The sequence below is a fragment of the Gordonia sputi NBRC 100414 genome (genome assembly GCF_000248055.1).
GTDB classification, from domain to species: Bacteria; Actinomycetota; Actinomycetes; order Mycobacteriales; family Mycobacteriaceae; genus Gordonia; species Gordonia sputi.
Window position 1 is genome coordinate 29,425 of record NZ_BAFC01000004.1, and the last position, 13,224, is coordinate 42,648.

A 13,224-nucleotide genomic window follows, 5' to 3' on the forward strand; every position below is an offset into this window, starting at 1 on the left:
CCGACGGGCCTCAGAAGCCCACGGCGCGGATCTGTCCGGGCGACCACAGTCCGTTGTGGACATCGGTCGTCACCGTCAGTTCTGCTGGCTTCTGCGGCACAAGCGGAGTGAGACGCTGCAACATGCCCCAGTCCTTGGCCCAGTCGTTGCGTAGATACGACGGCAACACCGTTGGGCGCATCTCGTTTTCGACGATGCCGAGCGGACCGCCCGCGGTCCCGGCCATCCAGCGCTGCGAGTTGACCCGCTCGCCCTCGCGGTCGGGCGAGATCCGCCACTCCGGTGTCTCCAGCACGCCGTTGTACACCTGCGCGGGACGCTGACACGGGAACGCCAGCGCGGCCTCCCAGTCGATCATCACGGGCGCCTCGCTACCCACGAGGTCGTTGAGCGTCACCATCTTCGAGACACGAGGAGGTGTGACAGCGAGCCACTGATCGGAGTTGGTTGACGTGTCCTGCGCCAGCACACGCACGACCGTCGCGCCCTGCGGGGCGCCGTCGAGCGGGAACCGCAGGTTGCGCCACGCGGGTGCACCGCCGATGTCCATCGGGATCATGATCCCCGCGGGCGTCACCGATCCGTCCGGACCCACGCGGCCGAATTGGAGGCGGACCTGCTGTCCCGAACGTGTCACGGCGAGGTCGTCGACGTATTCGATCTGTCCGGCAACCGACATGGTGATGAGCGGAGCGTCGGAGCTGCGCGCGGGTAGCTGATACCAATCGGACGTCAGACTGCCTGTGCCCGACGGCGATCCGTAGGTACCGAGCACCGGCGTGCGCTGCGGCGACAGCCCGAACGGCAGCTTCACCTTCGAGCCGTTGACGCCCGTGGTCGACGTCGTGCCGCCCGCGGTGTCGCTCGACGGACTACTGCTGTCCGTTCCGGTCTGATCGGTCGCGTCCGATTGCGTCCGGTCGACCTCGGCCGACGATGTCCCCGTTGACGAGTCCGATTCGGTGCCGTCGTCGGAGAGATCGGATCCGACGCCGTTCGGGTCGAAACCGGTCGCCTCGGCACCCGCGAGCGCCGCTCCTGGTGACGGGTTGTTCTGTCCCGCAACACGTGCAGGTGCGAGCAAGGCCGAGTTGACGTCCTTCTCGACGAGCACCGAGTCGGCGAGCGCGCACGGCTGACCGCGCACCGCCGCGACGTTCGAACTCAGCCACGACCACGAATTCCGTTGTGTCCAATCCGCCTTCGCGAACGAGACGAGGGTGAACAGCAGCATGATCACCGATACGACGATGATCGACGGCGAACGCAGCCAGGCCGTCCACCGCTTCTTCGATACCCGCTCCTCACCGCGTCGAACGTCGTCGGAGACGTAGTCGTCGCGGAAGTGTTGCCAGAGACCGAGAATGGTCAACAACACCGCGACCGTGAGGATGACCGCCCAGACCGGAATCCCCTTCACGTCGGGAACGGCGTCGCGCCAAGGGATTCCGTAGCTGCCGACGTACCACCACTGGTTACGTCCGGAGAATGCCAGCGCGAGAACGTAGGCACACGCTGCGGCGAAGAGCGTGCGGTTGCGTCGACGACGCATCACGGCGCGGTCGACGCACACGGTTGCGACAGCGGCCAAAGCGCCTGCGATGCAGGCATACACACCCATCTGGTGAGTCCACTTGGTCGGCAGGAACGCCATCATCAGAGCGGTGCCCGCGACCGTGGCAACCAACCGCCAGGTGGGAGCCGACGCAATGCCCGCCAACCGTCGACGGTTGAGCAGCATGACCACCACGACGATCAGGCACACGAAGGTGATGAGCACACCGAAGCGGCGCGCGATGCCACCGTCGGCGGTGGGATTCATGAGCATGTAGTAGCGCATGCCCTCTTCCCACCACTTGTTGGTCGGACCGACAGCGGAGTTGACCCTGATCGCTTCGCGAATCGTGGCGAGCGTCTGGTCGGCGAAGATCTCGTAGAGCACCACGAGTCCCGACGCCAGAATCGGTACGAGGATGGGCCACAAGCCGTCTCGTCGACGTCTGATCATCAGACGCTTCAACAGCGGTCGGATTCCCGCGATGAGCGGGATGGCAGCGATCACGCCGGTCGGGTGGATCGTGAGCGTGAACGCCGCGACCACGATCGCGAGCGTCAACGGGAAGAACCGTCCGGTGGCTATCGCCCGCTCCACCAGCACCCACGCAAGCAGCGTGCCGACGGCGATGATCGGTTCCACACGAAGACCGTTGTTGAACGGCATCCACACCGCGAGGAACACCAGCGCGGCAGCCCAGATCGCCGACTGCGACGTCCGAACCGCGTAGCCCAGCCGCGGGATGGCGGCGCGGCTGATCAGCCACCAGCCGACCACCGCGTAGAGGAAGGGCAGCAAGCGCAGCCACGGAGTCGCCGTGCTCACCTCCATCCACAGCGAGAGGTACTGGTAGTGCCAGCCGAACGGGTCCTGCGGCACACCGAAGTATCGGTAGTAGTTGTCGAGGTAGCCGGCATTGCGGGCGACTCGGGCGACGGTGACCTGATAGCCGTCGTCCGCCGTGTTGCCACCGACGAACAACCAGATCAGCAGGACGAGCGTGACGAAGGCGTCGACCCAGCGCGGTCTCCACCACCCCTGCGGGAAGAGCTTGTGGACGCCGCGTCCGTCATGGGCGTCGAGCACGGCCAGCGCGAGCATCGAGGCAATCGTCATGACGACGCCGATCACCAGCAGCCAGAACTTCAGCGTCGTCGGGGTCGACGCGAACCGGGTGTCCAGCGTGGCGCGGAACGACAAGCCTTCCGTCGGCGCATCTTGCGGCAACTGCGAATACACACCGATGATCTGCGGTCGTGCTGTCGCGTCGCGCAGGTCGAATGAGCCCAGACCGGTGTCGGTTGTCGAGAGATTCTCGAATTTGCCTGCGGCACCGTCGGTGTCGGCGTGGAAGACGACGCGGCATCCGGGTGAATTCTCCGCCGCGCTTCGAGGGGCACTGAGCAACACGATGTTTCGCTGTGTCAACTGCAGTGAGTCGCGGGTGGCGCGGATGAAGAAGCCGACCTTGTTGGCGTCGGTTCCGTTCCACGGCACCGTCGAGACGATCACGCCGCCCGACGCCGGCAGACTCTTGGCGAGTGAGCATGGGACGGACACGTCCATCGACACCGGCGAGAACGAGACGCTCGGCGCCGCCACGCTGCCGACCGAATTCTGTTGCGGCCAGGTCAGTTCCGTCTTGGTGTAGTTGACCGGCAGGAACGGGGTCAGCAACGCGATCACGATGCCGATGAGCCCCGCGACCACCGCGACGATCTTGGCGATCCTGATCCGATCGGCCGACGTCGACGACACCGATCCGCCCGTGCTCTTGGCGTCAGGCTTGTCGTCGTCTTTCCCCGCTGCGTTCACCGGCGTCTCACTCATCATCTTCTGGCACCACCTGCATTGCTCCGGGACGGCTCCAGCCCCACCTGGTCGACGTTCCGGTACTCACCGCTGCGGGCACCGCCTCTGGCACCAACGGCGACAACCGTTGCAGGCTGCCCCAATCGCGATACCAGTCGTTCTTCAGATACGTCGCCATCGTCGACGGCGTCGTCAGCGCTTCCGCCGTGGTGAGCAGTCCACCGTTGACGGTGGCCATCCACGTCTTCGACTGCGAGTTCGCCACCGCCAGCTCCGGCAGGATTCGCCACTGCGGAATCTGGTTGACGCCGTTGGACGCATCCATCGGGTGCTGGCACGGGAATGCCGCGCCAACCGCGAAGTCGACGAGCACCGGGTCCGACGACCCGACGACGTTTTGCAACGTCTTCAACTCGGGAGCGCGCGGCGGTGTCACCGCGAGCCACTGGTCGGGGTCGAGGTTGTTGTCGGTGGCGACGATCCGCATCGCGGTCGCACCAGCGGGCACCGACGACATCGGGATACGCAGGTTGCGCCACGGCCGATTCGCCTTGCGGTCGGCGTCGATCGGTTGCACGGCCGCACCGACCTGCTGGAACTTTCCGTCCTGCTCGACGCCGAACTCCACCTGCAGCGACTGCCCGTACGTCGTGACCCCGTCGGGATCGGTCGAGGCCAGCGCGCCTGCCGCCGTGATGACGATCAGCGGCGACGAGTCGCGCGCGGGCAGTCGATACCAGTCGGTCGTCAGCGATGCCTGGCCATCGGCTGCGTAACTACCCATCACCGGGGTCGTCGCGGGGTCGAGTCCGAACGGCAGTGCCGCGGTGCTGCCGTTGACCCCTTCTGGTCCGCGCCCGCCCGTCGTGCCCGGCGCACCACCGGCGACGACGAAGGTCTTCGAGAGATCGGCCGAGGTGTTCTGGGTACCCGGCTTGATCGAATCCGCCTCCGGGGTGAGGTCGTCGGCGACCCCCTGGGGCGAGAAGCCCCGCGAGGTGCCCTCCAGTGCCTTCGACGCCGAGGCGTTGTCGACCGGAGCGAGACTGCCCTTGTTCGAATCGGGTTCGACGAGAACGTAATCGGCCATCCCGCAACCCCCGGTGACCGCGTGCACGTTGCCCTTCAACACGGAGTAGGTGTCGGCGCGAGCCGCTGCGGCCTTGGCGAACACCGCGAGTTCCGCGAGCAGGATGATCACCGCGATGACGGCGATGGGCGACGACGCGATGCCGGTTCGCCACCGCTTGGGCGGCTTGCCCGCGTCGTGGTGCAGTCCGGTGTCGGCGACGTAGTCGAGGCGCAGGTGCTGCCATACCGCGATGACGAGTGCGATCACCGCCAGCACCAGGAACATCGACGAGACCTGCAGTCCCGCAACCACTGGTGCCTTGTCGAACCACGAGATCCCGAAGTCGTACGACCACGGCCACGCGTTGTATCCGGCCGCCGCGGCCGCGCAGGCGACGAGCAGACCTGCGATCAGGATCGACAGGTTGCGCGTATTACGTTGCGCCACCTGGCCGATCGCAACACAGGCGACCGCAGCGAGCGCCGCGGCGAGGCCCGCGAAGATGCCGAACTGAATGGTCCACTTGGTCGGGGTGAGCGAGAGCAGCCCGATCGTGATCAGTACCGCCCCGGTGACGCGCCAGACCGGTCCGCTGTCGACTCCACGGATCTTTTTGCGCCGCAGCATGATCGCGAGAACCACGAACAGCGAGACCAGCAGCAACAGCACCGGCACCCGGCGTACCAGCGAGCCGTCGCGCGTGTTGACCGCCAGGAAGTAGTACCGCAGGAGTTCCTGGTACCAGGCCAGCGTCGGCCCGACGGTATAGCGCACCCGGATGGCCTCGAACACCGACGCGAGTGTCTGGTCGCGGAACACGATGATCACCACGATCGCCGGAGCCGCCAACAGGGGAAGCAGAAGGGAGGCGAGGCCCGATTCGCGGCGTCGTCGAACAAGGATCTTGAGCATCGGCCGCGCACCGGTGATCAGCAGTGCGACCGCGATGACACCCGTCGGCGCGGTGGCAAGGGTCAGAGCGGCGGCGAAGGCCGCTCCCGCGGCAGGCAACATGCGCCGGGTCGCGATGGCCTGCTCGACGCCCCACCAGGTCAGCAGACTGCCGAGCACCACGACGCCCTCGCTGCGCAGACCCGAGGCCATCGGCAGCCAGAACGCGAGAAAGACCGCGGCGCCGGTCACCATCGCCCACTGCGACGTGCGGACGGCACGCCCCAGCCGCGGGAGCAGCACCCGACTGAGGATGAACCAGCTCACCAATCCGATCACCAACGACGGGATGCGCATCCACACACCCGTCGACGACACCGACGACCAGTGCGCGAGGAAGTCGTAATACCAGTCGAACGGCGCCTCGGGGATGCCGTAGAAGCGGTAGTAGTTGGCCAGGTAACCCGCGTGCTCCGCGTTCCGACCCATGTTGAGGATGTAGCCGTCGTCGGACGAGCCTGCTCCGAGGAAGTGCCAGACAATCAGGATGGCGGTCACGGCGATGTCGGTGACGCGCGGACGCAGCAGCGCCAACCACCGCACCCCACCGACCCGTCGGTGGTAGCCGTGGATGCGATCGAGTTGTGCGAGCGCCGCGAGTGCGACGATCGCCGCAAGCACGCCGACGATCATCACGAGCCACTTGATGACCGACGGACTCGAATCGAACCGATCGTCGACGACGATGCGCGCCGACAGGCCGGGCGTCGACGTGATCGTCGACGTCGGGATGTCGGTGAACAGGCCCGCCACCTGCGGCCGGTCGGCCTCCGGCGCCGTCTGTGCAGGTCCGAGTCCCACGAAGCGTGCGCCCGAACCCGCCGCCGACGAGAAGATGTGCAGCTGCGTGCACCGATCCGACGCGACGTCGGCGCGCGGAGCGGACGCGACGGTGTCGCCACGCATCGTCACCGTCACCGCGTTCGCGTCTGCCGTCACGTTCAGCGCAGAGGATCGCTGGTTCTTCGCCGCGGGCGGCATCGTCGTGAGGATCGTCGACGACGCATCCGTCGGCGGCGACCGCAGGAGCGAACACGGAATGGTGACGTCGAGATCCTGCGCCATCTGCGCGACGAGCGGAGCCGTGATGTCGGCGTTGGTCGCACCGAGCTTCTGGCCCTGAGGCCAGGTGATGGTTGCCGTAGTCGTGGTGACCGGGAGGAAGGGCGTGAGTACTGCAGCCACAATCGCGATCAGACCCGCTGCGACAGCAATGATCGACGTCGTCCCAGGTGAGAGGCGTCGTGCGCGACTATTCGGGTCGTCGGATCGACGGTTGGGCAGCGCAGCTGTCGTCTTCTCCGGCGATTCGGTCACACGCGAATGCTAGTCAGGTTGCCTGTGACAAAACCAAGTCGGCCCCATTTCAGCAGGGCGTGTCACGCGACACAGTCGCATGCGCATCCGGCAATACGTCGGCAGGCTGGATGTGGTGAGGTGCCCGCGGCACCGGCAGATCGTCGTGGATTCCGCGGACGCCGGAGAGGGAACACAGTGACGACGACCGTCAATGCTTTCTGGGCAACAGCTCCCGATGCGCCACTATCGAAGACAACCATCGAGCGCAGGGACCTCGGCCCGAAGGACGTCCTGATCGACATCGCCTTCGCCGGGATCTGCCATTCCGACATCCACACCGCCCGCAACGAGTGGGGCGGGACCACCTACCCCGTCGTGCCCGGACACGAGATCGCCGGAACGGTCGCGGCCGTCGGCGATGAGGTGACAAGGCACAAGGTCGGCGATCGCGTCGGCGTCGGATGCTTCGTCGACTCGTGCGGTGAGTGTGCCGCGTGCAAGAACGGCGACGAGCAGTACTGCACCAAGGGCGTCGTCCAGACCTACAACTCGAAGACCTACGAGGGCGAGTTCACCCACGGTGGGTACTCGCAACAGGTCGTGGTGACCGAGGACTTCGTGCTGAAGATCCCCGAGGGCGTCGACCTCGACGTCGCGGCACCGCTGCTGTGCGCGGGAATCACGCTGTATGCGCCGTTGAAGCACTGGGGAGCCGGCCCCGGCAAGAAGGTCGCGATCATCGGTCTCGGCGGCCTGGGACACATCGGAGTCAAGATCGCCCATGCGCTGGGCGCCGAAGTGACCGTCCTGAGTCAGACCCTGTCGAAGAAGGATGACGGCGAACGCTTTGGCGCCGATCACTACTACGCGACCAAGGATCCCGAGACCTTCCGCACCCTGCGCGGAGAGTTCGACCTCATCATCAATACCGTGTCGGTGAATCTCGACCTCGACGATTACCTCGGGTTGCTGGCCATCGACGGCACCCTCGTCGAACTGGGGGTGCCCGAGCATCCCCTGGAGATCAAGGCATTCTCGCTGCTGGCCAACCGCCGCTCGATCGCCGGTTCGATGGTCGGGGGCATTCCTGCCACCCAGGAGATGCTCGACTTCTGCGCCGAACACGGCATCGGCGCCGAGATCGAGAAGATCAGCGCCGATGAGATCAACGCCGCCTACGACCGTGTCGTCGACAGCGATGTGCGGTACCGATTCGTGATCGACACCGCGACTCTCGCCGACTGACCCCAACCCTCGACGAGGTACGTACACAACTCGGTCGTCAGCGCGAGGCCACGACAATAATTTCGATGGCCTCGCGCTGAGGTCGCAGTTGTGTACGTATAACGGGCGCCCGGCCATGCGCTGTGGAACCGTTGACACATGAGCGACCCCGAGTTCGATGTGAACAAGCTCTTCCCGGGCAAGTTCTTCATCAGCACCACGCTCGACGTGCTCGAGTCCAAGAAGAAGATGACCGGCCATCTGCGACGCCGGTTCATCCAGCGCGCCGCGATGGCAGGCATCATCATCGCGATCTTCTACGTCATCAACTACACGATCGTCGCCGCATTCGACACGATGACCGATCCGCCAGGGCAACTGCACGCGGTCGGCAAGCTCATCGGTGCGCTCGCCTTCGGCTGGGCGCTGGTGTTCATCTACTACACCAAGTCCGAGCTGCTCACCTCGAACATGATGATCGTCTCGGTCGGCGCGTACTACCGACGCGTGACACCCGTCCTGATCATGCGCATCCTGCTGTTCTGCTACCTCGGCAACATCCTCGGCGGCCTGCTGATCGCCGTGATGCTGCGTGGCACAACACTTCTCGACGGCCCGGTACTCAACGCGATGGTGCACGCGGTCGACGTCAAGACGGGCTACCTCAGCAACGGATTCAGCGGTTGGCTCGACCTGTTCATCCGCGCAGTCCTCTGCAACTTCATGATCAACCTCGCGATGTTGCTCGTCTACAACGGCTACCTGACCGAAGACATCGCGAAATGCATGGCGATGATCACCGCCGTCTTCGTCTTCGCGTTCCTCGATTTCGAGCACTCCGTGGCCAACACCGTGTTGTTCATGATCGTCGGATTCCAACACGACATACCGATCGGTTTGGTGTTCGGCAATCTCGGGACCGTGCTGCTGGGCAACTTCGTCGGAGGCGGAATCCTCATCGGGTTCTACTACGCGTGGGTCAACGACGAGCGCGACACCCACCTCGTGCACCTCCGACGGCACCGGCACTGAACCGTCACGCCCCCGCACGCTCCGCACCAATCGGCGCCCACCCGAGATGGGTCATATGTCCGACATTGCGATTGGATCACGACGCGGTCGGCGATGAGCTTTGCCGCTGGTCCCCGGTCGTACGTTGACTCGGGGCCTTGCGGATGCGTCGAAGAATCGACCTTCCTTCCATGAAGCAGTCGTGGAACATCCAAAGGGGGATCAGGGCCCGCTATCGGAGGAGTTTCACGTGATCGGAACAATCATCAGCGCCATCATCGTCGGCCTGATCATCGGCGCACTCGCACGGCTTTTCATGCCGGGCAAGCAGGACATCGGCATCATCATGACCATCGTTCTCGGAATCCTGGGATCGCTCATCGGTTCCTGGCTGACCTACCAGTTCGGGTACAGCAACGCGAACGGCGGCTGGGAGGTCATCCCGTTCATCGTCGGCATCGTCGTGGCGATCGTGTTGATCGCCGCATACCTGGCGATCCGGGGACGTACCGCCGTCCGCCACTAGCACTGGGGTGACGCGTGGCCGGGAAGCACGGGGACTTCCCGGCCGTAGTCGTATTCACAGCATTCGAATCCACCTCTGTGGCTGATGATCACGAGTCGACTCACTTGTGATCGCCGTGGGCACAATGATCGTCTGCGCGACGCGTACGTCACACTATGGTGTGCATGGGTTTTCACGTCGCACTGCCCAACGACGGCAGCATCGAGCAACTCACCGAACTCGCGACCGCGGCTGAGAACCTCGGCTTCGACGGGATGTGGCTGGCCGAGCACGTCCTTCCACCGATCAAGCATCCCGATTCGGCCTATGCCGCCGAGTATGACCCGCTGGTGCTGCTCGGTTTCATCGCCGCGCACACGACCACCGTGCGGGTAGGCACCTCCATACTCGTTCTCCCCCTGCGGAATCCGTTCGTCGTCGCCAAACAGGCCGCGACTGTCGACGCGCTGAGCGACGGGCGGCTGGAACTCGGGGTCGGTGTCGGGTGGAACGCCGACGAATTCACCGCCGTGGGAGCCGAGTTCCACGACCGCGGGCGCCGCACCGACGAAGCGATCGGCGTGCTGCGCCATCTGTGGGCAGGCAACACCGACGGCCTGCTGGGCGAGCACTACAGCTTCGGCGGCGGGTATCCCACCCCGGTACGCCCACAGGGCATTCCGATCACGATCGGCGGGCACTCCCCCGCGGCGGTGAATCGTGCTGCACGCCTTGGTGATCGTTGGCAGTCGATTTACTTCAACAACTCGGGGACCGACCCGGCGACGTTCCGCGCGATAGCAGCAGACCTCAAACGTCGTACCGAAGGTCGCGTCACGACGGCGATCAAGCGCTTCGTCCGCACCGCCGACCAGGTCGACGCGTTGGTCGACGAACTCGACACGTGGCGTCGTGCCGGGGCCGACGACGTCGTCGTCTGGTTCGGGGAGCCATCCGTATTCGGCCCTCTCCAAGAACGTTTCGCACGCAAGGCACAGGTCAACACATGACGACCCGCGCTGGCGCAACAGCCACCGATGCGGGCACAGTGGTGAGATGAGCGCCGAGTACCTTCCGCCTACCGGCCACCCCGCGATCGACTACGCCGAGCTCACCGGCGCGGCACGCGCACTCATCGATGGCGAATCCGATCGCGTCGCCAATGCTGCCAATCTGTCGGCGCTCGTCTATCAGGCTCTGCCACAGGTCAATTGGGTTGGCTTCTACTTCTTCGACGGCCACGAGCTGGTGGTCGGCCCGTTCCAGGGAAAACCTGCCTGCGTACGCATCCCGTTGGATCGCGGCGTCTGCGGGGCTGCCGCACGGACCCGCATCACGCAACGCGTCGCCGACGTGCACGCCGTCCCCGACCACATCGCCTGTGACGCCGACAGTCGGTCGGAAATCGTTGTGCCGCTGGTGCACCACGGCGAACTCATCGGGGTCTTCGACCTCGACAGTCCGGTCACCCACCGCTTCGGAGCCGACGATCAGGCGGGTCTCGAATCGATCGCCGAGACGTTCCTCGCGTCTCTCGGGTAGCTTCCTAGATGACCTGCGCCAGCTTGCCGAACCCGCTGCGATGGAAGATCAGCGGATTTCCGGTCTCCGGATGGTCGACGCCGTGCAGCTCGAGCAGCACGATGATGTGATCGCCCGCCTCGACCTCGCGGTAGATGGTGCAATCGAAATGAGCCAGTCCCTCGTCGAGGGTGACCGCGCCCTCGTCGGATGCCTTCACCGCGATGCCGTCGAATCGGTGCTCGACCGCTCCGGCGAGTTGCCGGCAGGCGGCACCCTGGTGGTCGGCGAGAATCGTGACGCCGAGGTGTGCTGCGCGTCGAAGATCCGGCCACGTCTTGGACCCCGACGCCACCGAGACCGACACCAGCGGCGGGTCGAGACTGACGCTGGTGAACGAGCTTGCGGCGAGGCCGGTCAACTGGCCGTCGACCTCTGCGGCAACCGCGACGACACCGGTCGGGAAAATGCCGAATGCCTTGCGTAGACGAGCGGGATCGAGATCCTGGTTGGTATGCAGTTCATTGGTCGGGAGTTCGTTCGGACGCGGTTCGCTCATGAGCCTGCCTTCAGCAATGTGGTGACGATCGGCTTTGTCGCAGTGAGCCATTCGGCGTATGCGGCAGGGTCGTCGTATGCGGAATCGATGACGTAGAGTCCACGTCCCGGCACCGTGCCACCGATCTCGTTGAGCACGGGGCGCAACGTGAGCTCCGGCGCGAGTGAATGTGCGGGGCTACCGCCGAGCATCAGCGGAATCGCGATGCCGGAGAGTCCTGTCCCGCCGGCGAAGCGGTCGAGGAACAGTTTCAGCAGACCGGTGTATGCGGCTTTGTATGTGGGACTGGCGAATACGACGAGATCAGCCCGGCCGACCTGTGACACGAGATCGTTGACGTACTCGTCGCCCCAGTCGAGAATCGTCGAACCAAGTGTTGCCAGGTCGACGATCAGATCGGGTTCAGAACCCGACAGTTCCGCGGCCAGATATGTTGCGGCGCCGAGTGTTCTGCTACCTGGTTTCGGGTTGCCGACGACGACCGCAGTCGTCACGACGCCGACACCCGCTTGAGCGGTGCGGGCGACCCGAACGGAACCGATGCGCTGACCGCGACAGGAGCGGGGTGCTCCCACAGTCCGCGACGGGTGAGCTCGGGAAGCACACCCTCCCCGAACCAATACGACTCCTCGAGATGCGGGTAGCCCGACAGCACGAATTCGTCGATCCCCACCTCGTGATACGCCTCGATCAGGTCGGCGATCTCGGTGAAGGAGCCGACCATTGCGGTTCCCGCACCGCCGCGCACCAGGCCGACGCCCGCCCAGAGGTTCGGGTAGATCTCCAGCCCGTCCTTGGACCCCTTGTTCAGCGCGAGCATGCGCTGCTGCCCCTCCGACGCCGAGCGTTTCAGCCCCGCCTGGATGCGCGCGATGTCGTCTTCGGAGATGTTGGCCAGCAGGCGATCCGCTTCGGCCCACGCGGCTTCGGAGGTGTCCCGCGCAATGGTGTGCAACCGGATTCCGTACTTCAGTTCGCGACCCTGCTCTTCCGCGGCGGCACGGACACGAGAAATCTTCTCTGCCACGGCCTCTGGCGGCTCGCCCCAGGTGAGGTAGACGTCGGCATGCTTCGCCGACACCGCGATTCCTTCGGGCGACGAGCCGCCGAAGTAGATCTGCGGCAACGGATCCGGGATCTGGTGCAACACCGCGTTTTCGACGGAGAGGTACTGACCGTCGAAGTTCACCGTGTCGCCGGTCCAGAGCCGTCGCACGATCTCCAGGAACTCGTCGGCCCTGGCGTAGCGCTGCTTCTTGTCGAGGAAGTCGCCGAACATCCGCTGCTCGGCGTCCTCACCGCCGGTGACCACGTTGAGCAGGAGTCGACCACCGGAGAGATTCTGAAACGTCCCGGCCATCTGCGCGGCCAGGAACGGCGCGGTCATCCCCGGGCGGAATGCCACGAGGAACTTCAGACGCTCGGAGACGCTGCTGATCATGGCCGTGCTGACCCACGCGTCCTCACACCAGGCACCCGTCGGAGTGAGCGCGGCCTCGAAGCCGAGCTGCTCGGCGCTGCGCGCGATCTGTCCCAGATACTGCACCGACGCCGGTCGACCAGCGGCTTCGGCAGCGACGCCGTGACCACCTCCGACGACATTGCGGCTGTCACCACCGTTGGTGGGCAGGAACCAATGGAACTTCAGGGAGCTCACGTAAAGCCTCTCTCCTCGATCGACGCATCTCGTCGCTCGACACATCCGGGCATCGAGC

General features: G+C 65.1%; 10 protein-coding genes. 5 read left to right on the forward strand and 5 right to left on the reverse strand.

All coding sequences use genetic code 11. The annotated features are described in order from the left end of the window. Nucleotides 1-10: 10 nt before the first annotated feature. Both GOSPT_RS00285 and GOSPT_RS00290 read right to left on the reverse strand, forming a co-directional pair. Entirely contained in the window at nucleotides 11-3,388 is a 3,378-nt protein-coding gene (locus GOSPT_RS00285; protein WP_005201813.1) for an arabinosyltransferase domain-containing protein, read from the reverse strand. Continuing rightward, nucleotides 3,378-6,707, reverse strand: a complete 3,330-nt coding sequence (locus GOSPT_RS00290) for an arabinosyltransferase domain-containing protein (protein ID WP_005201814.1) — start codon at nucleotides 6,705-6,707, stop codon at nucleotides 3,378-3,380. The genes GOSPT_RS00285 and GOSPT_RS00290 overlap by 11 nt, the downstream gene beginning before the upstream one ends. Nucleotides 6,708-6,884: 177 nt before the next feature. On the opposite strand from GOSPT_RS00290, the gene GOSPT_RS00295 reads away from it, so the two are divergent. The 5 genes from GOSPT_RS00295 to msrC all read left to right on the forward strand — a co-directional run bounded on the left by GOSPT_RS00295 (nucleotide 6,885) and on the right by msrC (nucleotide 10,971). Further along, nucleotides 6,885-7,934, forward strand: a complete 1,050-nt coding sequence (locus GOSPT_RS00295; RefSeq protein WP_005201816.1) for an NAD(P)-dependent alcohol dehydrogenase — start codon at nucleotides 6,885-6,887, stop codon at nucleotides 7,932-7,934. A 138-nt stretch (nucleotides 7,935-8,072) separates the two neighbouring features. Further along, nucleotides 8,073-8,945: a formate/nitrite transporter family protein gene (locus GOSPT_RS00300; protein ID WP_005201818.1), complete on the forward strand. Its 873-nt coding sequence runs from the start codon at nucleotides 8,073-8,075 to the stop codon at nucleotides 8,943-8,945. Nucleotides 8,946-9,174: 229 nt separating this feature from the next. Beyond that, complete coding sequence (locus GOSPT_RS00305; RefSeq protein WP_005201821.1) at nucleotides 9,175-9,450, forward strand: GlsB/YeaQ/YmgE family stress response membrane protein; 276 nt, start codon at nucleotides 9,175-9,177, stop codon at nucleotides 9,448-9,450. Between the two features lie 164 nt (nucleotides 9,451-9,614). Further along, entirely contained in the window at nucleotides 9,615-10,439 is an 825-nt protein-coding gene (locus GOSPT_RS00310; protein WP_051993705.1) for a TIGR03619 family F420-dependent LLM class oxidoreductase, read from the forward strand. A gap of 46 nt (nucleotides 10,440-10,485) precedes the next feature. Next, nucleotides 10,486-10,971: a free L-methionine (R)-S-oxide reductase MsrC gene (gene msrC / locus GOSPT_RS00315; protein ID WP_005201823.1), complete on the forward strand. Its 486-nt coding sequence runs from the start codon at nucleotides 10,486-10,488 to the stop codon at nucleotides 10,969-10,971. 4 nt (nucleotides 10,972-10,975) lie between these two features. Here msrC and GOSPT_RS00320 read toward each other — a convergent pair whose 3' ends face one another. From GOSPT_RS00320 to GOSPT_RS00330, 3 genes are read right to left on the reverse strand one after another with little or no spacing between them, the layout of a single operon-like run. Then, the gene (locus tag GOSPT_RS00320; protein ID WP_005201824.1) at nucleotides 10,976-11,509 is read right to left on the reverse strand and encodes a flavin reductase family protein; all 534 of its coding nucleotides are present in this window, start codon (nucleotides 11,507-11,509) and stop codon (nucleotides 10,976-10,978) included. After that, entirely contained in the window at nucleotides 11,506-12,003 is a 498-nt protein-coding gene (locus GOSPT_RS00325) for an NAD(P)H-dependent oxidoreductase (RefSeq protein ID WP_005201826.1), read from the reverse strand. The genes GOSPT_RS00320 and GOSPT_RS00325 overlap by 4 nt, the downstream gene beginning before the upstream one ends. Continuing rightward, nucleotides 12,000-13,211, reverse strand: a complete 1,212-nt coding sequence (locus GOSPT_RS00330; protein ID WP_051993706.1) for an LLM class flavin-dependent oxidoreductase — start codon at nucleotides 13,209-13,211, stop codon at nucleotides 12,000-12,002. Before GOSPT_RS00330 ends, GOSPT_RS00325 begins: the two co-directional genes overlap by 4 nt. Nucleotides 13,212-13,224: the final 13 nt, after the last annotated feature.

Coding starts and splice junctions, on each gene's coding strand:
- GOSPT_RS00285 (WP_005201813.1), bottom strand. CDS start 3,388: ATGATGAGTGAGACGCCGGTGAACGCAGCGGGGAAAGACGACGACAAG.
- msrC (WP_005201823.1), top strand. CDS start 10,486: ATGAGCGCCGAGTACCTTCCGCCTACCGGCCACCCCGCGATCGACTAC.
- GOSPT_RS00300 (WP_005201818.1), top strand. CDS start 8,073: ATGAGCGACCCCGAGTTCGATGTGAACAAGCTCTTCCCGGGCAAGTTC.
- GOSPT_RS00330 (WP_051993706.1), bottom strand. CDS start 13,211: ATGTGTCGAGCGACGAGATGCGTCGATCGAGGAGAGAGGCTTTACGTG.
- GOSPT_RS00310 (WP_051993705.1), top strand. CDS start 9,615: ATGGGTTTTCACGTCGCACTGCCCAACGACGGCAGCATCGAGCAACTC.
- GOSPT_RS00320 (WP_005201824.1), bottom strand. CDS start 11,509: ATGAGCGAACCGCGTCCGAACGAACTCCCGACCAATGAACTGCATACC.